Origin of the sequence: Pseudomonas mendocina, from assembly GCF_900636545.1 — a bacterium.
Classification (GTDB): Bacteria; Pseudomonadota; Gammaproteobacteria; order Pseudomonadales; family Pseudomonadaceae; genus Aquipseudomonas; species Aquipseudomonas mendocina.
This window is the reverse complement of the sequence record NZ_LR134290.1, coordinates 3,944,700-3,967,520: the sequence shown is the minus strand read 5'-3', so window position 1 is coordinate 3,967,520 and position 22,821 is coordinate 3,944,700. Positions and strand designations below refer to the sequence as shown.

Sequence of the window (22,821 nt, the reverse complement as noted above, 5' to 3'; positions counted from 1 at the left end):
CCCCTTTCATTTTTGCGGCTATAAAGGCTCGCGGCTAAAGCCCCTCCTACAGTTGCATCCGGTACCGTGGGAGGGGCTTTAGCCGCGACGAGTCAGGCGGGCTCGGTGGCTTCTTCCTGCTGAGCCGCCTGCGCCTTGGCACTTTCGCGCGGCTTGATGAATTTCCAGTCCGCCTCGTCGATATAGATGCCGTTGGGGCCGCTGCCACCCTCCAGATCGATGGCCACGTGAGCCGAGACCTGTGGCTTGACCGAGGCCAGGATCGGCACGAAGCCAAGCTGCAGGCTGGTCTCGATCAGGGCCTGCTGGTTGCGTTCGTCGATGTCCGCCGCCTCGTCGAGGTAGTAAGGCAGACGCACGCGCCCGGCCTGCTCGCGATCCATCAGATGCAGCAGCAGGTACATGTTGGTCAGCGCCTTGATGGTCATGGTGGTGCCGTTGGAGGCCGCGCCATCGATATCGGTGTGAATCACCGGCTGGCCATGTACCTTGGTGATCTCGAAGGCCAGTTCGAACAGATCCTTCAGGCCCAGCTGGTTGCCGTTGGCGGCGACCAGGCGCGACAGGTAGTCCTTGGCTTCCTCGTTCTTGGCGTCCTGCTCAGCCGATTGCGACAGGTCGAACACCGACAGGGTTTCGCCTTCCTCGTACTGGCCGGCGCTGTGGATGATCTGGTCGATATGCCGCAGGGCTTCCTTGTTCGGTGCCAGGACGATGCGGAAGCTCTGCAGGTTGGACACCTGGCGCTTGTTGATCTCGCGGTTGAACAGCGCCAACTGGTGTTCCAGGTTGTCGTAGTCGCTGCGGATATTGCGCAGGGTACGGGCGATATCGGTGACCGCCGCGCGGCGCGCTTTGGCTAGGGTAAGCGCCTCATCCTGGCGATGGGCGTAGGCGTTGACCAAGAGTTGCAGGCGGCGCTCGACATCGTCTTCGCTGTCGAACTTGGCCACCCCTTTCAGGCGTACCTGGGCGTAGAGCGCTTCGATCTGGTTGTCGATGCGCTGCAGCGCCTGCCAGGTGTCCTGATAGTCGTTCAGTAGCGGCAGCAGATTGTCCAGCGAGTCATCCACCGGCTCCATGAACGGTGTGCCGAAAGGCAGGTCGGCAGGCAGCAATTGGCGACGACGCAGGGCATCTTCCAGGGTGCGTTCCTTGGCTTCCAGATCGGCCAGTTGACGGCCGACCAGTTGCAGCTTGGCGGACAGTTGCTGCACACGCTCGGCGAAGGCATCGCTGGCACGCTTGAGTTCGTCCTGGGCGCCTTCCAGTTCGGCCAGACGCTCCAGTTTCTGCGGTTCCTCGGCGGCCAGGGTCTGGCTCTTGCGGAAGTCTTCCAGCGCTTTCTGCGCGTCCAGCACGGCCTGGTACAGCGTTTCGGCCTGGGCCTTGCTGGCGGCGCGGTCGGCGGCCACCGACTGCTGGGTCTTGAGCTGCTTGAGCTCGCGCTCCAGGCGATCCTTCTGGTCACGCAGGGCGGCGCGGTCGGCTAGTGCCTGAAGCGCCGGAGGTTCGATATGGCTGAGGTCGATGGACAGGCCCGGTACGGCGAAGGTATCGCCCTTGAAGCGATCCAGCACCGCTTCGACCGCCTTGACCCAGTCGTCGCCCTCGGCCTGGATACCTTTCTCGCCCAGCGGCAGGCTGAACAGCTGGCCGTTGAACAGGCGCATCAGGCGGTCGACGTCCTGTTGGCTGAACTCCTCGCGCAGGCGCGAGTAGCTGTTGTTGTCGGCGTGATCGAGCTGCTGCTTGACCGACTTGAGGCGTTTTTCCAGATCACGCAGGCGCTCGTCCAGGTCTTCGCTGGAGAACTGCCGCGACTGCGCCAGGGCGCCGGCCAGTTCGTCGTGGGCATCCTTGGCGGCGAGCAGTTGCTCCTCCAGCACCTTGGCGTTTTCCACCAGGGCGAAGCGGTTCTTCAGCACCGATAGTTCGCCCAGCCAGCGCTGAATCTCGCTGATCTCGCGCTCCAGGCGCATCAGCTCGGCGGTGCCGCCGCGTTGCTCGTTCTGCAAGCCGTCCTGCTCGTTCTTGTAGTGCTCGGCCTGGATCACCAGCTCTTCCTTGCGTGCATCGGCGTAGTCGTGCCAGGTGCCGAGCAGGTTGTCGAGCAGCGGCGACAGGCGATGCAGCTTGCCGCGCAGCACTTCGCGCTGGGCTACGCCCGAAGCCAGTGCCTCGATCAGCGGGCCGGCAGTGACCAGGGCCTGGTAGTCCTGCTCCATGCGGCGCACGTCGCGGAAGGCTTCCTCGGTGGCGGCGATGTAGTCGACGCTGCCCGAGCGCAGGCTGTGCTCGAAGGCATCAAGGAACAGCTGCTTGAGCTTGGCCGCAGTGATTTCACGCATGTGCAGCAGATTGATGAACAGCGCGCGGAAGGTCTTCAGGCTCTGCTCGCTGGTCGAGCGCAGCGGGATCAGGGTCAGATCCAGCGGGATACTGGTGTGGCCGCCGACCAGCAGGCGACGCAGTTCGTCGGGCTTCAGTTCGTAGGCAGTGATGCCGGCCTGGCCGAGGTTCTTGAACAGTTCGCGCTGACGCAGGCAGGTGCCGTTTTGCTGATAGTGCTCCAGATCCAGCTCGCCGGCGTAGGCGAAGAACTGGTGGCCGAAACCGCCACCTGGGCCGCGACCAGCCACGCCGATCACGTGTGGGCCGTGGGGCAGGGCGACTTCGACGAGGATGTAGCTGGTGTCGCTGGCGAAGTAGAACTTGCGCGAGGCTTCCAGGCTGTACTTGCCGAAGCTCATGTCCGACATGCGCGCCAGGATGGGGAACTGCAGGGCGTTGATCGAGGCGGATTTGCCCAGGTTGTTGGCGCCGTAGACCGACAGCGGGTTTTCCAGTGGGAACAGGCCGAGGCTGTAGCCGGCAGTGTTCAGCAGGGCGAAGCGGCGGATGCCGTAGCGTTCCTGGCTCATGCGTCCATCTCCTGTGCGGCGCGTTCTTCGGCCATGGCGCGGGCCAGGGCATCTTCCTCGGATTCTTCGATGTCCACGGCTTCGAGCGGATCGGCGTCGCCGTCATCGTCCAGCAGCACCGGCGCCGGCAACGGCAGGTCGCTGCTGTGCAGGCTAGCAGCCAGGTCGCGGTCGTGTTGCACCGACAGGCAGACGTCGAGGAAACGGTGCATCGGCGGCAGGAAGCGGTACACGCCGTTGCTGTCCTCGGCGAAACCAAGCTGCACGAGACGGCGGATGATCTTGTCTTCCAGCTCCTCGAAGGTGGTCACTTCGGCCTGCAGGAACAGGTCGCGGTACTTCTCCAGCAGCGCCGGCAGCTCGTCACGGCCGATGCTGCCACCGTCGAGCACGGAGAGCGGGTCGCGGCCCTGGTCGGCCAGGTGCTCGACGAGGATGAAGGTGAACAGCGCTAGGCGTTGGGCGGTCTTGTTTACCTGCGGCGCGACCTGCTCGGGCACGAAGTAGTAGAAGCCGCGCGGGTCGCACACCAGCTCGAAGCCTAAAGCGCGGAACAGCGCGCGATACTGATCCTGCATGCTGGATAGCTGGGCGTAGCATTCCGGCTCGCTGCGCGAGATGTGGTAGCCCTTGAACAGGTCGCGGAAAGCGGCCGCGAGCTGGGTCATTTCTTTTAGATCGATGTTCATACGCAATGCTCACGGGCAGTCGTAGGGTGCGCTGTGCGCACCCTGTCGTCGGTTGCGGTGCGCACAGCGCACCCTACGGGCAGCTCAGCCATTGGGCTGGCCTACCAGGGCAAAGGAGGCAAGGCTGACCTCATGGTCGCGGGTCAGGTATTGGCGGCGCTCCAGGCGTTCACGCTGGAAGCGCGATTCGCGCGACAGGCGTGAGAACCAGTAGAGCAGCTCGTCGGTGGCGCCTTCCGGCTCCTGCTCCAGCAGCCAGGTCATCAGATCCGGCAGTGGCAGGGCCTGTTCGCAGCGCTCGATCATTTCCCGCGCGGTCTTCGGTGCCTTGGGCGCGCCGCCCTTGCGGCTGTTGCTGGCCTTGGGGAAGTGCGCCGGCTTGGCTTCGAACCGGGCCAGTGCATAAACGTAGGCCTCGACCTGGCTGGCGCTGCCGAGGAAGTTGCTCTGCGGCCGGGTGAACAGTGGCATGGCCGCCTGCGGTACGGCGTCGATGCCCTTCTTGCGGATCACCGACAGCGCCAGTGCGGCGCCACGGGTCACGGCGTTATGCCGACGGGCTTCCTCGCGCAGCGGCAGCAGCAGCTCGCGCGCCTTGCGCAGGGTCAACTGGGCGGTGGTCTGCATTTCCAGGATGCGCGCGTGGGTACGCAGCAGCAGGTCGTCGTCGACCAGTTGGCCGAGGCGCTGTTGATCACCGAGCAGGCGCAGCAGCACCTGTTCGACGCGGCGCACGCCCTGCTCGAAGGCGCCGTCAGCGGCGACCAGTTGGATCATCGGCTCGACGTATTCGTCCCAGGTAGCGAGCACCTCGGCGTAGCGTTGGCGCAGGGGAATCTGCCGATCCGAGGTCTTGGCGCGGTCGGCCACGCCAACCAGTGCCTGTTCGTCGTTGGCCAGTTTCTTCAGCACGTCGCGTACGCGCATATCGAGCAGGCGTAGCTGGCGCGCCAGGTCGTTGGCGTCGCGCACTTCGAAGGCATCCTGGATGTAGCCGGCCAGGCGCTCCAAGTGGCGCAGGTAGGCTTCGATCTCTAGGCAAAGGCCGAGGCGGTGTTCGCGGCGCAGGTAGGCGAGAAAATCGTGGATCTGCGCGTTGAGCTCGAAACGGTTGGGGCTCTTGGCCACTGGTACCAGGATGTCCAGGCGAATCCAGGTGTCGAGCAGGGCGGTGGTGTCGCTGGGCGTGGCGTCGGGCAACTGCGTGGCGAGCTGGCTGCGCAGCTCGACCAGGCTCAGGGTGCCAGCGTCGAAACGCTCGCAAAGCGGTTCGAGCAACGTCCAGTGTTCGGCGAGGGCGCGCAACACGCGCTTGGGATCGATCATCGAGGCGCCGGGTTCCAGGCAAGTGAAAAGGAGTGATTGTACTGCAAGGAGGGGGCCTGTTTTGAGTTCCAGTCGATCAGAGGCAGGCAAGTCGATATACGAGGCTGCGAGGCCTTTTCAGATATGGACGAAACGGTGTTACGTCATTGTGGCGGCCGGTAACACCGGGCTCGCCTCCGTGAGCAGGATGGCGGTGTTGCAGTGGCTCTTTCTCGACTATGGGTCGGGCCGTTCTGGGTGCTGATCTCCCTATAGTGGCCATAAGGAATCGAGTCGGAGTGCTCGACACCACTATAAGAACAGGGGTTTCGCCATGCGCCAGTCCTTTCGCTTCGCCAAACATGCTCTGGCATTGGTATGCGCCGTGGCCTTGGGCGGCCCGGTCCAGGCCAGGATGGTCGAACTGGAGGACGGCGAACTGTCGGATATCACCGGGCAGGCCTTTATCAACCTGACCACCGACAATAACGCCGGCATCAACTACACCCGGGTCAACTTCGGGGTGAATGTCGATACACAGCTGAATATCAAGAAGCTGCAGCTTGGTCAGTACAACCGGGCCGGCGAGGCGGCGGGCTCCTCCGACATCCTGATCAACAATTTCGCGCTGGGGACGGTGGGTCCTAACGACACCATCAACCCCTTCAAGATCACCAATCCCTTCCTGGAGCTGGCCTATGACGGCAATCGTGTGGTTGGTGTGCGTATCGGCTTCGGTGAGGCGAAAGGCGTGCTGTCTGGTGATATCCAAAGCCTGACCGGCAACATCCCCGTGCATATCAAGGGCACCGGCGACGCCATCTACAACAAGTCGAACTTCCTGCAGCAGAGTGCGTTGTTCTTGGCTGGCGTGTACCGCAGCAGCATCGTTGAGGCCGATGCGACGCTGGTCAACTCCGGGGGCGTGAGTGACCCGGTCAGGGGCACCATGTCCGGTATCAAGAACGGTGACGGACTGAACTGCACATCTGGATGCGCGGGAGGCTGGACTGATGCGCTGCTTGGCGCGTTCGCCTCGAGCAACTGCAGCATTCTGGGTATCCAGACCTGCTTCAATCTGTCCCAGTTCCAGTCGCTACCGGTGGGCAATACCAGCGATATGTCGAACATGCAGAACGCGGCCAAGGGGTTCTTCATCTCCCTGCAGACCCAGGACGTGGCCTGGCGCGACATGGACAGCAACGCCTTCATCACGGCGCTGCAGGGGGCGTTCCTGAACCTGCCCAAATACCGTGACGCCAATGGCAACCTGGTGTCGCCGATCAACATCGACTTCAACCAGGCGTTCAACGGTATCCCCCGGCAGGACACCTGCCTCGGCACGGCTACCGCGGGGTGCTGAGCATGAACCGCTACCTGCTGCTGGCGGCCGTACTGCCGGCCACCATGGCCGGGGCCATGGAGCCTCTGAGCGATGCCGAGTTGTCCGACGTGCAGGGCGCAGGCCTGGGCTTCGTGCTCGACCAGGTGCTGCTCGACGGTTCCGGCGCGCAGATCGTGATCAACGACATCACCGACGGCCAGGGGCGCAACGTGCCCATCTCGGTGAAGAACCTCTACCTGGGTGCAGCCGGCAGCAACAAGGGCACCAACCTCAACCCGGTAACCATCGGCAGTCTCGACCATCCGTTCGAACTGGAACTGGCCAAGGGCGAGGAGCTGCGCACTCTGCGCGACGATGGGCAATGGGTACAGACCACCCCGAACAACATCACCGTGCTGTCGTTCAAGTTTCCCGAGCGCCTGGTCGCTGGTGGCAATCCCTGTATCGATGGCTATGCGACGGCCGGTTCGAACTGTTCTACCGGCGCCAGTGGTCGCGCCGATCTCGGCGTGCGTTTCGACTTCCAGGTGGCGGCCGGGCGTACCGAGATGCTCGCGCTGGACTTCCACCAACTGGTGATGGACGGCTCCTACCTGCGCCTGTGGGGCGACCCTGGGCAGAATGGCAACGGTGAGCTGGTGGGAGAGGCACGGATCAACCTCTTCGCCAAGACGCTGGAAGTGATGTCCTGCGCCCAGGCTAACTGCAATACGGCTGGTGAAACGGCTGCGCAGCGTGGGGCGCGCACGCTCTACATCACCAATGGCTACGCCAATATTGCCCTGGGTTACGGCAAGTCGCAGCCGCTGCGTTTGCGCTCCAGCGCCGACGGCCAGTTCGTCCTGGAGCTGCAGAATCCCACTGCGAGCGGTACCACGGCGGCGCAACGCCAGGCCCTGGCCAGTGACTTCTACGCCAACGCGCCGCGCACCAATCTGGTGTTCGAGAACCTGACCGTTGGCGGTGCGCGCAGTAGCCCAACCGCCATTCCCACTGGTGGCTACAACTTCGGCCGCAACGAGATTTCCGGGCTTAGCTTCAACTACCTGAAGGTGACCAGCTATGACCTGCGCTAAAGCAGTAGTCGTTCTGTTGTCGCTGCTGCCGGCGCTGACGCTGGCGGAGATGCAGGCGCTGGACGACAGCACCCTCAGCGAGATGAGCGGGCAGGGCGGGGTTTATCTCTCCGGTGAATTCAGCATCAACAAGAACGGTGGCGTGCTCTGGGAGACGCCGACGACCAACAATCCGGCGCAGTGGACGGCCAACCAGCGCAGCTGCGCCCTGGCCGGTGCGGCCAGTCCGGAAAGCTGCGGCATGCGTGTGGCCGTGCGCTCCGGCGCCAACTCAGGCTGGTACGTGCTGGACAACCTCAAAGGCATCTTCAGTTTCGAAGGCCTGACCCTGGATACCCGCACGCTTACCAGCGCCAGTGGCGAGCGCGAGGTGCTGGCGCTGGGATTGCCCAACGAGATCCGCTTCAAGGACGGCAACTTCTCCTTCGGCGTGGCCAGTCAGGGTGGCTGGAAGAACAAGGCGCTGAGCGCAGCCAATGGCGGCGCCCCGAGCTATCAGCAGACCAACATCTTCTCGGCCAAGATCGACGGCAGCATCCGCATGCAAGGCAGCGTGCTGGTGTTTCCCACGAACTGAGGAAGCGAATCATGCAGCGTTACGGATGGCTTGCGGCGCTCGTTCTCGGCAGCTCACCGGTCTGGGCCATGCAGGCGCTGGATGACGACGGCCTAGCCAATGTCACTGGCCGTGGCGGTATCAGCATCGAAACCGCCGGTGGTGGCTGGTCGGCAGAGAGCCTCGAATACCGTGAGGACGGCCAGAGCCTGCGCCTCGAGGGTGTGTCCAGTCGGCCGCAGCAGGCCGGCAGCGTTTCCACCACGAAGATCGACGTGATCGATGATCGCCTGCATGTCGAGCATCAGGGGCGTCCGACCGAGCTGGTGGTGAACAACATCGGTTTTGCCGGCAGCGACAAGAGTTTTGGGGCCTTTCGCGCGTTCTACACCCTCGGCGCCAGCCTCAAGCTCAGCGGTGGTGGCGCCAGTGGCGTGGCCGGCTTCAGCGTCGATGGCAGCCGGCTGAGCCTGGATGCAGTGACCTTCTATTACCGTGACAACGGTTTCGATCTGATCGTGCGCAATGCCTCGTTCGATGCCTATCTGAACAACGCCTACCTGGATATCGTCAGCGGCGGCAATGGCTCGGCGGTGCGTCTCGACCTGGGCGATACGCGCTTCGTCGCGCATATCGGCGGTATCGGGCTGGATCTGGCGCACGGTGATCCCGTGGCCGGCGTCGCCGTAACGCCCGGTGCGCCGGATACACGGCACCCCGACCATGCGCGCAGTTTCGGTCAGCTGGACATGGATCTGCGCCTTGGCGGCAGCATTCGTATCGCCGGCGGGGGCGCCAGCGGTCAGGGGTTGCGTCTGATTCCGCAGATCACCTTCGCCAACAGCCTGTTCCAGTACAAGGACGACGGCGTGCTGCGCGCCGAGAACTTCGCCGGCGTGCTCAGCAGCCAGAATGGCATCACGCTCGACCTCGACGAGGACGGCAGTGGGCGTTACGCCCAGTTGGCTTTTCAGGATCTCAAACTCAACGCCAGCCTCGGCGGCCTGATCATCGGCGATCCCAACAATCAGAAGATCGGCAGTCTGGCGCTGGATCTCAATTTCCAGGATCAGGGCGCACGGCAGAACTGGTTCAAGCTGCGCCCTGGCGGCGATCCCAATTCCGGGCTCAAGGGCATCACTGCAGATGTGTCATGGAACATGGTCAGCAGTTCGGTCTCGCTCACCGATAATGGCAACAGTATGTGGTTCAGTGGCCTGCGTACTCATGGCAGCGGCCAACTGACAGTCGATCTGACCAAGAGCTGCGTGGGCGGTAGCAGTGCTGGTTGCTACGCCGGTAGTGCCAATACCCAGCCCGGCAGCAGCGGTTATGACGGCCATTTCGATGGCCTGCGCCTGGGCCTGAACAACGTCAAGGGTAGTTACAGCTTCGATGGCTTGCGCGTCGGTCGCGCCGATGCGCCGCTGCAGGGTGGTACCGAGTTGCTGGTGCTGCTGGAAATCTTCCCGGCCTACGATTTCACCCTCAACGGCCAACTGACCCTGCGTCCCGGTGGGGCGAGCGGCGATGGCGTGCGCTACAACGCCGACTTCGTCGTCACCGATGCCAATGCCGCGATCACCGTCGACGAGGCCGGCAAGGGCCTGTGGCTGGCCGGCACCCGCTACGACATGCACTTTCGTGATGGTTCGCTGGACGTGACCCAGAATGGCGTGCAGTTGAGCAAGGGCACCTACTGGTCGACCCTGGATGTGCACGATGTACGTTGGGGTGATCGCAGCACGGGGCAGAGCCTGGGCCGTGTCGTGCTGCGTCGTTACGAGCAGGGTTCCACGCTCAGTCTCAGCTCCGGCGGTGCGGGCGCGTTGTGCGTCGGTGGCAGTGGCGCCAGCGTATCGGCCTGTACCGCCAGCGGTGGGCGCTGGGAGGACCGTGGCAACGAAGGGCTGACCGCAGGGCTGAAGAATGTTTTCGTGCGCGATACCTCGGGCAACCCAGCGAGCAGCGTGTCGACCAGCGAGAAGCGTAACCAGCTGATCATCGAGACGGATCGGGTGGGTGGCGTCAACGGCACCGGGGCGCAACTGGTGGTGGATAACTTTTACACGTCCGATGGCAATCCGAGCGATGCCAATGCCAACACCTATGGCGTGCGCGTCGATCTCAACCTGGATGTGGCGCCGACCAAGGTCTGCAACAAGGGCGCCAGCGGTTGTCCGCCAGTGTCGCCCGACCCGCTGGGGTTCGCCGTCAATGGCCGGGTGCACTTCAAGGAAATCAACATTGACCGCATCCAGAACGTGCATCCCACGGGCGGGGCGGTTACCTCCATGTATGGCATGAAACTGCAGAATGCCGATATTCGCGCCAACCTGACCGCCACGCCGATCAACTGACTGACCAGAGGGCTGCGAGCGTCGCGGCTAAAGCCCCTCCCACAGGTGTTCTCGCATCCAACCGTCATGCTCCGTCATACCGCTGTAACCGCCCTGTCTTAAGGTCTGCGTGCTGGCGGGGCCAGTCTCCGGTCATCACCGGTTGTACAAAAAATCTCCAATGCCCTTTCGATATGCGCCGGTTATCGGCACAATTCGCGTCCACTTTTTTCTGGGGGGGGCTGAAAGCCCTCCATTGGCCGACCTTGCTGGGGCGACGAGATGATCCAGACGCCGTACTACCTCATCGACAAACAGAAGCTTCTGGTCAACCTGGAGAAGATCGCCTACGTGCGCGAGAACTCCGGTGCCAAAGCGCTGCTGGCGCTGAAATGCTTCGCCACCTGGTCGGTGTTCGACCTGATGCAGCAGTACATGGACGGCACCACGTCGTCTTCGCTGTATGAGCTGAAACTGGGGCGACAGAAGTTCGAGGGTGAAACCCACGCTTACAGCGTGGCCTGGGCCGACGACGAGATCGAAGAGATGGTCGCCAACTGCGACAAGATCATCTTCAACTCCATCGGCCAGCTCGAGCGTTTCGCCGCGCGTACCGAGGGCACCATCCGCGGCCTGCGCGTCAACCCGCAGGTGAGCAGCTCCGATTACCTGCTGGCCGACCCTGCGCGCCCGTTCAGCCGCCTCGGCGAATGGGACCCGGCGAAGGTCGAGCAGGTCATGGGGCAGATTTCCGGCTTCATGTTTCACAACAACTGCGAGAACGGCAGCTTCGAGCTGTTCGACAAGATGCTCACCACCATCGAGGAGCGCTTCGGCCACCTGATTGCTCAGGTGGAGTGGGTCAGCCTCGGTGGCGGCATCCACTTCACCGGCGAGGGCTACCCGATCGATGCCTTCTGTGCGCGTCTGAAGGCTTTCTCCGAGAAGTACGGCGTGCAGGTGTACCTGGAGCCGGGCGAAGCGGCGATCACCCTCAGTGCCTCGCTGGAAGTCACCGTGCTCGACACCCTGTACAACGGCAAGCACCTGGCGGTGGTCGACAGCTCCATCGAAGCGCACATGCTCGACCTGCTGATCTACCGCCTCAACGCCAAGATGGCGCCGAATGACGGCGAACACACCTACATGGTCTGCGGCAAATCCTGCCTGGCCGGCGATATCTTCGGTGAGTACCAGTTCGACAAGCCGCTGCAGATCGGCGATCGCCTGTCGTTCGTCGATGCGGCCGGCTACACCATGGTCAAGAAGAACTGGTTCAATGGCCTGAAGATGCCATCCATCGTGGTGAAACAACTCGACGGTAGTGTCGAGGTGGTGCGCCAGTTCGAGTTCGACGATTACCTGTCCAGTCTGTCGTAACTTCGTGGTGGTGGGCTAAAGCCCACCCTACGGGGCTGAAGCGGAACGCCGCCCGGCCCACCCTACGGGTCATGTAGGGTGGGTTTCAGCCCACCACCCAAAATACGTATCAAAACGCTTTCAACAACGCAGTTCCCTGGAGGTGAAACAATTGAAGAAGAATGTTCTGATCATTGGAGCAGGAGGTGTTGCCAAGGTGGTGGCCCATAAGTGCGCGCAACACAATGACGAGTTAGGTCGCATTGCAATTGCGTCGCGCAACATCTCCAAATGCCAGGCCATCATCGACAGCGTGCAGGCAAAGGGCGGCCTCAAGCAGCCCGGCGAGATCAAGGCCTATGCGCTGAACGCCCTGGACGTGGAAGCGACCAAGGCATTGATCCGCGAAACCGAGTCGCAGATCGTCATCAACGTGGGCTCTGCCTTCCTCAACATGTCCGTGCTGCGTGCCTGCATCGACACCGGCGTGGCCTATCTGGACACCGCCATCCACGAAGACCCGAGCAAGATCTGTGAAACCCCGCCGTGGTACGGCAACTACGAATGGAAGCACCTGGCCGAATGCCAGGAAAAAGGCGTGACCGCCATCCTCGGCGTCGGCTTCGATCCGGGTGTGGTCAACTCCTACGCCGCTCTGGCGCAACAACAGTACTTCGACAAGATCGAGTCGATCGACATCCTCGACGTCAACGCCGGTTCGCACGGCAAGTACTTCGCCACCAATTTCGACCCGGAAATCAATTTCCGCGAATTCACCGGCACGGTCTACAGCTGGCAGAACAGCCAGTGGGTGAGCAACCGCATGTTCGAAGTCAAACGCACCGACGATCTGCCGGTGGTGGGCGAACAGAACCTGTACCTGACCGGCCATGACGAGGTGCACTCGCTGTCCAAGCACCTCGATGTACCGAACGTCCGCTTCTGGATGAGCTTCGGCGATCACTACATCAACGTCTTCACCGTGCTGAAGAACCTCGGCCTGCTCTCCGAGCAACCGGTCAAGACCGCTGAAGGCCTTGAAGTTGTGCCACTGAAAGTGGTCAAGGCCGTGCTGCCCGACCCCGCCTCGCTGGCGCCGGGCTACACCGGCAAGACCTGCATCGGCGACCTGGTCAAGGGCACCAAGGATGGCCAGCCGCGCGAGCTGTTCATCTACAACGTGGCCGACCACGAAGACGCCTTCGCCGAGACCGATAGCCAGGGCATCTCCTACACCGCCGGCGTGCCGCCGGTCGCCGCTGCGCTGCTGGTGGCGCGTGGCGAGTGGGATGCCAAACGCATGGTCAACGTCGAAGAGTTGCCGGCCGAGCCGTTCCTCAAGCTGCTGGACGTGATGGGCCTACCGACCCGCATCAAGGATGAGCACGGCGACCGTCCGTGGGATCAGGCACTCTGATCCCGAACGAGGCCCGCCAATCGGCGGGCCTTGTCTTTTCTGTTAGGCGCCGTTCACGAGCTTCTGTCTGAAGAAGGCGAGAATCTCGTCGCGTGCGGCGCGGGTCGGCTGCCCAGCCTCATCGATCAGGTGCACGGTCACCACGCTGTGCGGCGTCTGCACCACCTTCTCGAAGAACTCGGGTACTTCCTGATTGGCCGCGTTGTCGGGCAACTCGCGGGCGATGAAGCGCTCGCCCAGCGCACGTTGATAAGCGGCGAAGCGCTGTGCCTGGCAGATGCGGTCGCCCGCGAAACGATAGGCCAACACATCCAGTCCGTCGCGGTCGAGGCGTGCCTTGATCCTGGCGAGCTCCTCGTCGCTACTCTCCAGCCTGGCCGGGTCGTCGATCGGCAGCGACGGCTGGGTCAGAACCGGAGCCAGCATGACCGGTTCGAGCATCATGCTCAGGGCGAAGTTGCCGGAGAAGCACATGCCGATCGCGCCCACGCCCGGGCCGCCGCATTCGGCGTGGGCCTGCCGTGCCAGGGCGCGCAGCCATTGCGTCACGGGGCTTGAGCCATTGCCGGCGAAGGCGTGGAACTCGGCGCTGACGCAGATCTTGCGGAAGACTTCCTGGGTGGCCTCCAGGCTGGAGGGATCGCCGTCGCGGCCATACAGCGAAGGCATGTAGACGGTGAAGCCGGCCTCGCGCACCCAGCGGGCAAAACGCGCCATGTACGGACTGATGCCTGGCAGCTCTGGCATCACGATCACCGCCGGGCCGATGCCGCTGACTTGCACCACCTTGGTGATGCCGCCAAGGGTGATGGTGCGCGGAGTGAAATCATCGAGCGGATCGAATTCGTCGAGCTTTCTGGATGTCATGGTCGGGCTTCCTGTGATGGGCGGCTGGCTTGCATTTGGCGCGGAAATGTCGCTTGCTTGAAGTGTCCTGAACGACATCTTTCGAGCGTTATCGGTCAATGTACGATTTCACCCTCATCGTCCTGCCGGGGGCTTTTGCCACGTCGGTCAGTGGCACCCTGGACATCCTTGCGTGCGCGGCGCGCCTGTCGCGCCAGGTTGGCTGCGCCGTTCCGCGCTGGCGGGTTTGTTCGACGGTCGCCAGCGTGCCCTTGAGCAGCGGCTTGCGTATCGAGGCGCAGCCGCTGCCCGAGGCGGGCCAGGCTGACGCCTCGGTCTGGCTGCTGCCGGGGCTTGGTGTCACCGATGCGCAAAGCATAGCCACGCGTTTGGCACAGGAAGACGCCCGCAGGGTCGCTGCAGGCCTGCGTGCCCATGCGGCCAACGGCGGCACCCTGGCCGCAGCCTGCACGTCGGTGTTCCTGCTACAGGAGGCGGGGTTGCTGACGCGGCGGCGGGTGACTACCACCTGGTGGCTGGGTGGCCTGTTGCAAAAACGCGCGCCCGATTGCCAGGTCGACGTTGCCCAGGTGCTGGTGGCCGATGGCGAGTTGCTGACAGCAGGCGCGGCCTTCGCCCATATCGATCTGATCATGCACCTGCTGCGTTGCCGCTTCAGCCCGGCGCTGGCGGAGGCCGTTTCGCGGGTACTGTTGATCGATGGTCGGCAGTCGCAGGCACGCTACATCGATCCGGTATTGCTGGCCGGTGGCAACGAACTGGTCGCGGAGCTGGTCGCGCGTTTCGCGGCGGCGCTGCCAAACCCGCCCAGTGTTGCTGAACTGGCAGCGGAGCGGGCGATGTCCAGTCGTACGCTGGCGCGGCATGTGCGCAAGGCCACCGGTAGTAGTGTTTCCGCTCTGTTGCAGGGGGTGCGCATCAACCGTGCGCGCATGTTGCTGGAGAGCTCCCGCCTATCGGTCGAGCAGGTCGCGGAGCAGGTCGGCTATGCCGACACCTCGGCGTTGCGCCGGCTGATGCGCAAGTGGGCGCGTGGCACGCCGAGCCAGTTTCGTCAGGTCGTTGGCCAGGTACAGAGGCGTGAGGGTGACTAGAGGCCGTTCGTGCTTCCCGCGCGGGGTATTTCACGCGACAATTGCCGCCATCTTGCGACGTTGCTGTGTAGACGTCGCGATCCCCAATCCTGTTGCCGTGCCCGACGCCCGTTGGAGCGGCGCATCTTTGCCAGTGGAGGCCGTGTGATCCCCGAGCAGCGCCGACGTGCCTACCTCGACGCCATGCAGGTTGCCAGCTGGCTACCGCGCACTGTATTGCCTTTCGCTGCCCCGTCACGCCCCGAGTTGCTTGAGCCGCCGCAGGCTGAGGTCGAGGTGGACGCGGTCGAAATGCCGGCCGAGCCGAGCGCTCCGGCTGTAGCCGCTGTGCGCGAAGCCTCGGTGGCAGCGGTTGTCGAGCGGCCGAAGATCGAAATTCCGCGCCCGGGCGCCCAGCCGCGCCAGGCGGCTGTCGAACCGGTTGCAGAGCCGGAGCAGGTCGAGGAAAAAACGGCCCGGGTCAGCGCACCACCGCCACGTTTCGCTCTGCAGTTGCTGCGTGCCGGTGACTGCGCCCTGCTGGTGGAGCTGCCTACCGGTCAGCCGTTCCAGAGCCGCGATCCGGCCTACATCCTGCTCAAGGATCTGCTGCGCGCCGCCGGCCTGCCAGACAGCCCGCAACTGCTCGGCGAGCCGGTGCGCTGGCCGCTGCTGGTGCGCGGCAACATGGATCAGGGCCCGGAAGCGGCGCTGGAGTTCGTGCAGAGCTTCGTTGCTGCACGTCTGGAGGAGCAGCCCAGTGCCTGCCTGTGGCTGGTCGGCTTGCCGGCCATTCGCTTTGCCGGCGAAGGTGACGAGCATAGCTACAACCGCGAGCTGCAGATCGAAGGCCTTGGCGCCTGCTGGGCTTTGCCGGGTCTGGAGCTGCTGATGGAAGAGCCGACGCGCAAGCGCGAGCTGTGGCAGGCCATGCGGCGCGTGCGCCAGCGCTGGTCAGCCCCCGCTCATTCCTGAGAACCACCGTCTTTGTGCCCGAGTTACGCCCAATGAGCGATGCAATTTCCTTCCGCCCCATGACCGAGGCGGATCTCGATGCCGTGCTGAAGATCGAATACGCTGCCTTCAGTCATCCGTGGACGCGCGGCATCTTCACCGACAGCCTCAAGTCCTATAACTGCTGGCTGATGTTCGAGGGCAACCAGCAGGTCGGTCATGGCGTGATCAACCTGATCCTCGACGAAGCGCATCTGCTCAATATCACCATCAAGCCGGAAAGCCAGGGCCGTGGCCTTGGCTTGCGCTTGCTCGAACACCTAATGAAAGAGGCCTTCGAGCTGGGTGGGCGCGAGTGTTTTCTCGAAGTGCGCGCCAGCAACCAGAGTGCCTATCGCCTGTACGAGCGCTTTGGCTTCAATGAAGTCGGTCGGCGTCGCGATTACTACCCGGCAGTGGGGGGGCGAGAGGATGCGCTGGTGATGGCCTGTACGCTGGTCGATTGAGGTTGGGGTTTACCGGGCGGCAATCCGCTTGCGAAGGGATGGTCGGCGATAGCGAAGGTAATCGGCGGACTGTTCGCTTGCGCTCTTGAGTCCGCCCTACGGTGCTGATCGATTGGGATGAAGCCCAGATGCTGCGTCCTGGGCAGTGCACCTTCCCCGTAGGGTGCGCCGTACGCACCGAAATTTCCGCCACTCACCCCGTATGTCCGTCGACCCGCGCCTGGCACAGCATCGGCGCGTAATACCAGGCGAACAGGACGAAGGCCACGCCCCAGCATACTGCTGCCAGCCATAGCCAGCCGCTGCCGGCGGCGACCCGAATCAGTGCGCCCAGATTGAGCAGGCCGAAGGCCCAGGCCATCGCCTTGGGCGGTTGCAGGGCGCGGCCGGTATGACCGAGGCTGACCCGCGCCATCATCGCCAGGATCAGCCCGCCCATCGCACCCACCGCCAGGGCGTGGTTGGCCAGGCTGGGTTGCGCCAACCAGCCCAGGTGCCACGCAGCCATGCCGAGCGTAGCGAGTAAAAGCCAGGCGTAGGCCAGGTGTAGCGACCACAGCAGCGGTACGTGCCAGACGCCGCGCAGGTGCCAGCGCCACAGGCGCAGGCCGTGCAGTACGCTCAGCACGATGAACGGTACGGCCAGCCAGGAGCGGGCCTGCAAGTTATGCCCGCTGGCGAACAGCGCGGCGACCAGCACGCCGCAGACCAGCAGCAAGCGATCCAGCCAGGGATGGGCAGCGAAGGCCTCGACCCGACCCAGGCCGCGCTGGGTGAAGAAGGGAATCACCCGACCGCCGATCAGGCTCAGCATCACGGCGATCAGCCACAGTGCGGCCAGTGCGCCTCGGCGTTGCAGGCCATCATCGCCAAGCATCAGGCCGGCGAGCGTGAGGGACTGGCACAGCGCGAGCAGGCTCAGCACCAGCAGGATCGGGTAGTTGTTGCGTTGCCGAGCGGTGATCAGCTGGCGCGCCATCTGCGCAATGAACAGGCCGATAAACACCAGTTGTAGCGCGATCAGCAGTGCCAGTGGCACGGGGAAGAACCACACCAGGCGCGCGGCCAACCATAGCCCGAACAGTGCGACCAGCGGGCGGCCGCTGAGGCCCGGACTCCCGGTCCAGGTCTGCACGGCAGTCAGCAGGAAGCCAGCGATGATCGCCAGGCCGAAACCAAAGGGCATTTCGTGGCGATGCCAGGCCAGCATGCCACCCGGCACCGCCGGGTTGGTCAGCCCGTGCAGCGCCGCCGCCCAGAGGGCGATGGCGAGCACAGCGAACATGGCTCCGGCGACAAAGAACGGGCGAAAGCCCAGGCGCCAGAAGGGCGCGATGGCCAGTGCCCGCTTGCGATCAAGCAATTGCATGTGCGCATGCCTCGTCTTTCAGGCGTTGCTGCGCGACCAGGCGCAGCACATAACCGATCTTCAAGATGCTGGGACCGAGTAGCGTCAGGCTGTGCGCCAGCACCAGCGTCGGCACATTCAGGTGCTTCTCCAGGCCATAGGCTGCCACCAGCCCCACCAATAGCAGGATCAGGCCGGCCCAGAGCAACTGGCTGGACAAGTGCAGAATCTGCAGCGGTGGAAGATTCAGTGGGTACATGGTTCACCTCCTCATCGTTCAGCTATCCAAAGCCGAGGCCGGGCCGAAGAACTCATAGCGGCTCTGCTCGGCCGGTACGCCCAGTGCCTGCAGGTGGCGCTTGACCTGCGCCATGAAGGGTTTCGGACCGAGGAAGTAGGCGTCCAGATCGCGCTCGGCCGGCAGCCACTGCTCCAGCAATTCGCGACTGAGAAACCCCTCGGCGTCGGCCGCATCCCCCGCGCGCGGCTCGCTGTAGCACACGTAATGGCGAATCTGCGGATGCTCGGCGGCATGGGCGTCGACCCAGTCGCGGAAGGCATGCACTTCGGCATTGCGCGCGCAGTGGATGAAATGGATCGGCCGGCCGCTGTGTCGCGCGGCGTCGAGCATGGCCAGGGCCGGGGTGATGCCAACACCGGCGCTGATCAGTGCCAGCGGCTTGTCCGACTCGCTCAGGGTGAACTCGCCAGCGGGCGGGAACAGGTCCAGCACATCGCCAACCTGAACCTCGTCATGCAGATGGTTGGACACACGGCCGCCAGGCTCGCGCTTGACGCTGATGCGGTACTCACGGCCGTTGGCCAGGGCCGACAGCGAGTAGTTGCGGCGTACCTCTTCGCCGTCCAGCAGCAGGCGCATGCCAATGTACTGGCCGGGCTGGTAATCGAGCAGCGCGCCGCCATCGACCGGTGCCAGGTGGAAGGAGGTGATCTCGGCGCTCTCGACGACCTTGCGCACCACGCGGAAGGCCCGCGCGCCACGCCATCCGCCAGGCGCGCTGGCGTTGTCCTGATAGAGCTGTTCCTCGGCGCCGATGAAAATGTCGGCCAGTTGCTGGTAGGCCACGGCCCAGGCATCGATCACCGCATCGGTGGCGATCTCGGTGCCCAGCACCTCGCGAATCGCGCGTAGCAGGCAACTGCCGACAATGGGGTAGTGCTCGGGGAGGATCTGCAGAGCGACGTGTTTGTTCACCACCTGGCGCACCAGCGGGCCGAGAGCTTCGAGTCGGTCGATATGGCGCGCGTACATCAATACGCCGTTAGCCAGGGCGCGCGGTTGATCGCCGCTGGCCTGATGGGCCTGGTTGAACAGCGGACGTACTTCGGGATACTCGCTGAGCATCATCCGGTAGAAATGGGTGGTGAGCGCTTCGCCGCCGCTTTCCAGCAGCGGCACGGTGGCTTTGATCAGGTCACGTTGAGCATTGGTCAGCATAAGGGTATCTCCGCAAGGCAAATAAAGACGCCGGTGTGGCTCGTCTGGCCAGTTGTGGCGTGCTAGCGTTAGCGATGGATACCTATCAGAAAGCGTGCCAGATAAATAATCATTAAATATCAATGGCTTGCTTGTTTTGCAGTATTAATGACTCGCTTTGCGTGTGGGTCATAAGGACAATGAGTAGTCTTAATGACCGCTAATCCTCTGTTGGAAACCCTGATTCCGCTGGTCGCCGATCTGTCACGCGAGCTGGATGACGGTGAACGCTACCGCCGCCTGCTTGCCGCCTTGCGCCAGCTCTTTCCTTGCGATGCCGTGGCGCTGCTGCGGCTCGACGGTGAAATTCTGGTGCCCCTGGCGGTGGAAGGCCTGAGCCCCGACACCCTGGGGCGGCGCTTCCGGGTCAGCGAGCATCCTCGCCTGGCTGCGTTGCTGGAGCACGCCGGGCCAACCCGTTTCGCCGCCGACTGCGGCCTGCCTGATCCTTATGACGGGCTGGTAGACGGCCTGCATGGGCATCTGGAAGTGCACGATTGCCTGGGTTGCCCGCTCTATCTGGACGAGCAGCTCTGGGGCCTGTTGACCCTGGATTCGCTCGATCCGGCCAGTTTCGGCCGGCTCGACCTGGACAGTCTCGATGCGTTCGCCAGCCTGGCGGCGGCCACGGTCAAGGTCAGCGAGCGCATCAGCGGCCTGGCGCAGCGGGTCGAGGCCGAGCGCCAGCTCACCGAGCTGTACAAACAGGCCCGCCAGCAACCGCGCGAGCTGGTGGGGCAGAGCGCGGCGCTGCGCAAGTTGCAGGACGAGATTCGCCTGGTCGGCGACAGCCCGCTGACCGTGCTGATCACGGGGGAAACCGGTGTCGGCAAGGAACTGGTTGCCGAAGCGATCCACGCCGCCTCGCCGCGTGCGCAGCGGCCGCTGGTGAGCATCAACTGCGCTGCATTGCCCGATGCGTTGGTGGAGAGCGAGCTGTTCGGCCATGTGCGTGGCGCTTTCTCCGGGGCGATGAGCGAGCGCAGCGGCAAGTTCGAACTGGCCGACGGCGGCAGCCTGTTCCTCGATGAAGTGGGCGAGCTGCCGGTGGCGATCCAGGCCAAACTGTTGCGCGTACTGCAGAGCGGCCAGTTGCAACGGGTTGGCTCGGATCGCGAGCACCGCGTCGATGTGCGGGTGATCGCCGCCACCAACCGCGACCTTGCGGCGGAGGTGCGCGCCGGACGCTTTCGCGCCGACCTGTATCACCGCCTGAGCGTCTATCCGTTGCCGGTGCCGCCGCTGCGCGAGCGTGGTCGCGATGTGCTGTTGCTGGCTGGTTACTTCCTCGAAGAGAACCGCGCCCGGTTGGGGCTGCGCAGCCTGCGCCTGAGTGCGGAGGCGCAGAAGGCGCTGCTGGGCCACGACTGGCCGGGCAACGTGCGCGAGCTGGAACACCTGATCGGCCGCGCGGCGATCAAGGCGCTGGCGCGCCATGGCGAGCGACCGCGCATTCTCAGCCTCGACGTGCAGGACCTGGATCTGCCGATGGCCGAGACGCCGCCCTTGGTCGACGAAGTGCTGACCCCTGGTGAGCCGATGCCGACAGGTGTGGAGCTGCGGACGGCGGTGGACGGCTTCCAGCGCAGGTTGATTGAACAGTGCCTGGTGCGGCATCAGGGCAAATGGGCCGACGCGGCGCGCGAACTGGGCGTGGATCGCGCCAACCTCAGCCGCCTGGCCAGGCGCCTAGGCATTCGCTAGCGGATTGTAGGAGGGGCTTTAGCCGCGATCTGTTCATGTCGCGGCTAAAGCCCTTCCCATGGGTTTATCCCTGTTGGAACACCAGCGCCTTCAGGCCGCTCTCGGGGGATATATCGGGAAACTCCGGCGGATTATCTAGGCGCTCGACGAAGCGCAGTTGTGGCGCTTCGGCGGCCATGCCGTCGATGAGGAAATCCGGGCCGATATCCGGGTCATTTATGCAGGCCAGCACCGTACCGTGCTCGGTCAGCAGCTCAGGCAGGCGCCGGAGAATCTTGGCGTAGTCCTGGGTGAGGGCGAAGCTGCCTTTCTGGAAGCTCGGCGGGTCGATGATTACCAGATCGTACGGCCCACTCTTGCGCACTTTGCCCCAGGACTTGAACAGCTCGTGGCCGAGAAATTCCACTCGGGAGAGGTCGTGCTCATTCAGGCGATGGTTGTCACGCCCGCGCGACAGCGCCGCACGGGCCATATCCAGATTGACCACATGCGCGGCACCACCGGCGATGGCCGCGATGGAGAAGCCGCAGGTGTAGGCGAACAGGTTGAGCACACGCTTGCCGGCGGCCTGCTCGCGCACCCACTGGCGGCCCAGGCGCATATCGAGGAACAGCCCGCTGTTCTGCTTGCTGCCCAGGTCGAGCAGGTAGTGCAGGCCGTCCTCGATGATCGCCCATTGCGCTTGCGGCTCCCCGGCGAGCCATTCGCTCTCGCTGCCCTGCACGTAGCGGTGCTGCAGCAGCAGGCCGCGTGCACCGCTGGTCTGCCATTGCGGGGTTGCCAGCAACTCCAGCAGCAGCGGTCGCAGCGCTGGTGATGGCTCGCGGAAGAGCATCACCAGGACGATGCCGGACAGCCAGTCGACGGTGATCTGTTCCAGCCCCGGCCAGCAGCGGCCACGGCCATGGAACAGGCGACGGGTCTCGCTGCCGGGGTGGATATCCAGCGCCTGCAGCAGGTGCTCGCGCAGGGTGGCGAGGGCGGCGTCAGTCATCGCGGGTCAGCACTTCCAGCAGCTCGATCTCGAAGGTCAGGTCGGAGTTGGGCGGAATCGAGCCGACGCTGCGCTCGCCATAACCCAGGTGCGCCGGCACCTGCAGCTTGCGTTTGCCGCCGACCTGCATGCCCATCAAGCCCTGATCCCAGCCCTTGATTACCCGGCCGGTGCCGATCACGCACTGGAAGGGTTTGCCGCGCGAGTAGGACGAGTCGAACTCGCTGCCATCGGCCAGCCAGCCGCGATATTGGGTGGTGATCAGGGCGCCCTTGACCACGGCCTTGCCGTCGCCCAATTGCAGGTCTTCGATGATCAGTTGGTCAGTCATGTCAGGTTTCCTTGCGGTGACGGTTTTGGCTGGCCTGCACCGAGCGTTCGGCGGGTACGCGCAGTTGAACCAGCAGATAGTCGGCGAACGCCGGGTCATAGTTCTGCAGGGCGATGGCGCCGGCCATGCAGCTCAGCCAGCTTTCCGCCAGCGCCTGGTCGATTGGCCACTGGGCATGGAAGGCTGGAATACTGATGCTGCCGTATTTTTCGGCGAACAGGCGTGGGCCGCCCAGCCAGCCACTGAGAAAGCACGCCAGCTTGTCGCGTGAGGCGCTCAGGTCGGCTGGGTGCAGGGCACGCAGTGCGGCGGCTTCGGGGCGTTCGTCCATCAGTCGGTAGAAGTCGTCGACCAGATGGCGCAGGCCGTCGACACCGCCAGCGGCCTGGTAGGAGGCATCGCCGGTGCCGTAGGGAGGTGTGTCGCTCATCGCGTTGTTCCGCGGAAAAGGCGCCATTGTAACCGCTGGCGTAGAATGGCCGGCCAGTTTGGTTCGAGGTAATGGGCAACAGCAGAGGCTGTTTTCTCCCCTCTCC

The 22,821-nt window shown here is 63.9% G+C and carries 20 protein-coding genes; 10 read left to right on the top strand and 10 right to left on the bottom strand.

The window, feature by feature from the left end:
- Positions 1 to 92: 92 nt before the first annotated feature.
- From mksF to mksB, 3 genes are all read right to left on the bottom strand, one after another.
- On the bottom strand, positions 93 to 2,924 hold the full coding sequence (gene mksF, locus EL191_RS18445) for an Mks condensin complex protein MksF (RefSeq protein WP_013716943.1): 2,832 nt from the start codon (positions 2,922 to 2,924) through the stop codon (positions 93 to 95).
- Positions 2,921 to 3,613 carry an Mks condensin complex protein MksE gene (mksE, locus tag EL191_RS18440; protein WP_017362519.1) on the bottom strand — a complete coding sequence of 231 codons (693 nt, stop codon included), beginning with the start codon at positions 3,611 to 3,613 and terminating at the stop codon, positions 2,921 to 2,923. The genes mksF and mksE overlap by 4 nt, the downstream gene beginning before the upstream one ends.
- Before the next feature lie 84 nt (positions 3,614 to 3,697).
- Positions 3,698 to 4,939, bottom strand: a complete 1,242-nt coding sequence (gene mksB / locus EL191_RS18435; protein WP_041979570.1) for an Mks condensin complex protein MksB — start codon at positions 4,937 to 4,939, stop codon at positions 3,698 to 3,700.
- A 313-nt stretch (positions 4,940 to 5,252) separates the two neighbouring features.
- On the opposite strand from mksB, the gene EL191_RS18430 reads away from it, so the two are divergent.
- From EL191_RS18430 to EL191_RS18405, 6 genes are all read left to right on the top strand, one after another.
- Positions 5,253 to 6,281, top strand: a complete 1,029-nt coding sequence (locus tag EL191_RS18430) for a hypothetical protein (RefSeq protein WP_041979572.1) — start codon at positions 5,253 to 5,255, stop codon at positions 6,279 to 6,281.
- A gap of 2 nt (positions 6,282 to 6,283) precedes the next feature.
- The gene (locus EL191_RS18425; protein WP_041979901.1) at positions 6,284 to 7,339 is read left to right on the top strand and encodes a hypothetical protein; all 1,056 of its coding nucleotides are present in this window, start codon (positions 6,284 to 6,286) and stop codon (positions 7,337 to 7,339) included.
- Positions 7,326 to 7,916, top strand: coding sequence for a DUF6160 family protein (locus tag EL191_RS18420; RefSeq protein WP_041979573.1), 591 nt, complete (start codon positions 7,326 to 7,328; stop codon positions 7,914 to 7,916). The genes EL191_RS18425 and EL191_RS18420 overlap by 14 nt, the downstream gene beginning before the upstream one ends.
- Before the next feature lie 11 nt (positions 7,917 to 7,927).
- Complete coding sequence (locus EL191_RS18415) at positions 7,928 to 10,255, top strand: DUF6160 family protein (protein WP_041979575.1); 2,328 nt, start codon at positions 7,928 to 7,930, stop codon at positions 10,253 to 10,255.
- Between the two features lie 261 nt (positions 10,256 to 10,516).
- The gene (locus EL191_RS18410) at positions 10,517 to 11,614 is read left to right on the top strand and encodes a carboxynorspermidine decarboxylase (protein ID WP_041979577.1); all 1,098 of its coding nucleotides are present in this window, start codon (positions 10,517 to 10,519) and stop codon (positions 11,612 to 11,614) included.
- A 151-nt stretch (positions 11,615 to 11,765) separates the two neighbouring features.
- Positions 11,766 to 13,010: a saccharopine dehydrogenase family protein gene (locus EL191_RS18405; RefSeq protein WP_041979578.1), complete on the top strand. Its 1,245-nt coding sequence runs from the start codon at positions 11,766 to 11,768 to the stop codon at positions 13,008 to 13,010.
- A 42-nt stretch (positions 13,011 to 13,052) separates the two neighbouring features.
- On the opposite strand, the gene EL191_RS18400 is transcribed toward EL191_RS18405, so the two are convergent.
- Positions 13,053 to 13,877, bottom strand: a complete 825-nt coding sequence (locus EL191_RS18400) for a dienelactone hydrolase family protein (RefSeq protein WP_041979580.1) — start codon at positions 13,875 to 13,877, stop codon at positions 13,053 to 13,055.
- A gap of 98 nt (positions 13,878 to 13,975) precedes the next feature.
- On the opposite strand from EL191_RS18400, the gene EL191_RS18395 reads away from it, so the two are divergent.
- From EL191_RS18395 to rimI, 3 genes are all read left to right on the top strand, one after another.
- Positions 13,976 to 14,971 (top strand): GlxA family transcriptional regulator, encoded by a 996-nt coding sequence (locus EL191_RS18395; protein ID WP_041979582.1) that lies wholly within the window; start codon positions 13,976 to 13,978, stop codon positions 14,969 to 14,971.
- A 144-nt stretch (positions 14,972 to 15,115) separates the two neighbouring features.
- Positions 15,116 to 15,925 carry a hypothetical protein gene (locus EL191_RS18390; protein ID WP_041979583.1) on the top strand — a complete coding sequence of 270 codons (810 nt, stop codon included), beginning with the start codon at positions 15,116 to 15,118 and terminating at the stop codon, positions 15,923 to 15,925.
- A 32-nt stretch (positions 15,926 to 15,957) separates the two neighbouring features.
- Positions 15,958 to 16,410, top strand: a complete 453-nt coding sequence (rimI, locus tag EL191_RS18385) for a ribosomal protein S18-alanine N-acetyltransferase (protein ID WP_041979584.1) — start codon at positions 15,958 to 15,960, stop codon at positions 16,408 to 16,410.
- 193 nt (positions 16,411 to 16,603) lie between these two features.
- On the opposite strand, the gene EL191_RS18380 is transcribed toward rimI, so the two are convergent.
- Genes EL191_RS18380 through hmpA form a run of 3 tightly spaced genes read right to left on the bottom strand, consistent with a single transcriptional unit; the run spans position 16,604 to position 19,217 of the window.
- Positions 16,604 to 17,779, bottom strand: coding sequence for an NnrS family protein (locus tag EL191_RS18380; RefSeq protein WP_041979585.1), 1,176 nt, complete (start codon positions 17,777 to 17,779; stop codon positions 16,604 to 16,606).
- On the bottom strand, positions 17,766 to 18,017 hold the full coding sequence (locus EL191_RS18375) for a hypothetical protein (RefSeq protein WP_017362531.1): 252 nt from the start codon (positions 18,015 to 18,017) through the stop codon (positions 17,766 to 17,768). Before EL191_RS18375 ends, EL191_RS18380 begins: the two co-directional genes overlap by 14 nt.
- An 18-nt stretch (positions 18,018 to 18,035) precedes the next feature.
- The gene (gene hmpA, locus EL191_RS18370) at positions 18,036 to 19,217 is read right to left on the bottom strand and encodes an NO-inducible flavohemoprotein (RefSeq protein WP_041979587.1); all 1,182 of its coding nucleotides are present in this window, start codon (positions 19,215 to 19,217) and stop codon (positions 18,036 to 18,038) included.
- A 192-nt stretch (positions 19,218 to 19,409) separates the two neighbouring features.
- On the opposite strand from hmpA, the gene norR reads away from it, so the two are divergent.
- Positions 19,410 to 20,960 carry a nitric oxide reductase transcriptional regulator NorR gene (norR, locus tag EL191_RS18365; protein ID WP_041979588.1) on the top strand — a complete coding sequence of 517 codons (1,551 nt, stop codon included), beginning with the start codon at positions 19,410 to 19,412 and terminating at the stop codon, positions 20,958 to 20,960.
- Between the two features lie 64 nt (positions 20,961 to 21,024).
- Here norR and EL191_RS18360 read toward each other — a convergent pair whose 3' ends face one another.
- Genes EL191_RS18360 through EL191_RS18350 form a run of 3 tightly spaced genes read right to left on the bottom strand, consistent with a single transcriptional unit; the run spans position 21,025 to position 22,715 of the window.
- On the bottom strand, positions 21,025 to 21,954 hold the full coding sequence (locus tag EL191_RS18360; RefSeq protein WP_041979589.1) for a class I SAM-dependent methyltransferase: 930 nt from the start codon (positions 21,952 to 21,954) through the stop codon (positions 21,025 to 21,027).
- On the bottom strand, positions 21,947 to 22,285 hold the full coding sequence (locus EL191_RS18355) for an FKBP-type peptidyl-prolyl cis-trans isomerase (RefSeq protein WP_041979590.1): 339 nt from the start codon (positions 22,283 to 22,285) through the stop codon (positions 21,947 to 21,949). Before EL191_RS18355 ends, EL191_RS18360 begins: the two co-directional genes overlap by 8 nt.
- 1 nt (position 22,286) lies before the next feature.
- A complete protein-coding gene (locus EL191_RS18350; protein ID WP_017362536.1) occupies positions 22,287 to 22,715 on the bottom strand; it encodes a group II truncated hemoglobin in 429 nt (142 codons plus the stop codon).
- Between the last annotated feature and the right edge of the window lie 106 nt (positions 22,716 to 22,821).

Coding starts and splice junctions, on each gene's coding strand:
- mksF (WP_013716943.1), bottom strand. CDS start 2,924: ATGAGCCAGGAACGCTACGGCATCCGCCGCTTCGCCCTGCTGAACACT.
- mksE (WP_017362519.1), bottom strand. CDS start 3,613: ATGAACATCGATCTAAAAGAAATGACCCAGCTCGCGGCCGCTTTCCGC.
- mksB (WP_041979570.1), bottom strand. CDS start 4,939: ATGATCGATCCCAAGCGCGTGTTGCGCGCCCTCGCCGAACACTGGACG.
- EL191_RS18430 (WP_041979572.1), top strand. CDS start 5,253: ATGCGCCAGTCCTTTCGCTTCGCCAAACATGCTCTGGCATTGGTATGC.
- EL191_RS18425 (WP_041979901.1), top strand. CDS start 6,284: ATGAACCGCTACCTGCTGCTGGCGGCCGTACTGCCGGCCACCATGGCC.
- EL191_RS18420 (WP_041979573.1), top strand. CDS start 7,326: ATGACCTGCGCTAAAGCAGTAGTCGTTCTGTTGTCGCTGCTGCCGGCG.
- EL191_RS18415 (WP_041979575.1), top strand. CDS start 7,928: ATGCAGCGTTACGGATGGCTTGCGGCGCTCGTTCTCGGCAGCTCACCG.
- EL191_RS18410 (WP_041979577.1), top strand. CDS start 10,517: ATGATCCAGACGCCGTACTACCTCATCGACAAACAGAAGCTTCTGGTC.
- EL191_RS18400 (WP_041979580.1), bottom strand. CDS start 13,877: ATGACATCCAGAAAGCTCGACGAATTCGATCCGCTCGATGATTTCACT.
- EL191_RS18395 (WP_041979582.1), top strand. CDS start 13,976: ATGTACGATTTCACCCTCATCGTCCTGCCGGGGGCTTTTGCCACGTCG.
- rimI (WP_041979584.1), top strand. CDS start 15,958: ATGAGCGATGCAATTTCCTTCCGCCCCATGACCGAGGCGGATCTCGAT.
- EL191_RS18380 (WP_041979585.1), bottom strand. CDS start 17,779: ATGCAATTGCTTGATCGCAAGCGGGCACTGGCCATCGCGCCCTTCTGG.
- EL191_RS18375 (WP_017362531.1), bottom strand. CDS start 18,017: ATGTACCCACTGAATCTTCCACCGCTGCAGATTCTGCACTTGTCCAGC.
- hmpA (WP_041979587.1), bottom strand. CDS start 19,217: ATGCTGACCAATGCTCAACGTGACCTGATCAAAGCCACCGTGCCGCTG.
- norR (WP_041979588.1), top strand. CDS start 19,410: ATGACCGCTAATCCTCTGTTGGAAACCCTGATTCCGCTGGTCGCCGAT.
- EL191_RS18360 (WP_041979589.1), bottom strand. CDS start 21,954: ATGACTGACGCCGCCCTCGCCACCCTGCGCGAGCACCTGCTGCAGGCG.
- EL191_RS18355 (WP_041979590.1), bottom strand. CDS start 22,285: ATGACTGACCAACTGATCATCGAAGACCTGCAATTGGGCGACGGCAAG.
- EL191_RS18350 (WP_017362536.1), bottom strand. CDS start 22,715: ATGAGCGACACACCTCCCTACGGCACCGGCGATGCCTCCTACCAGGCC.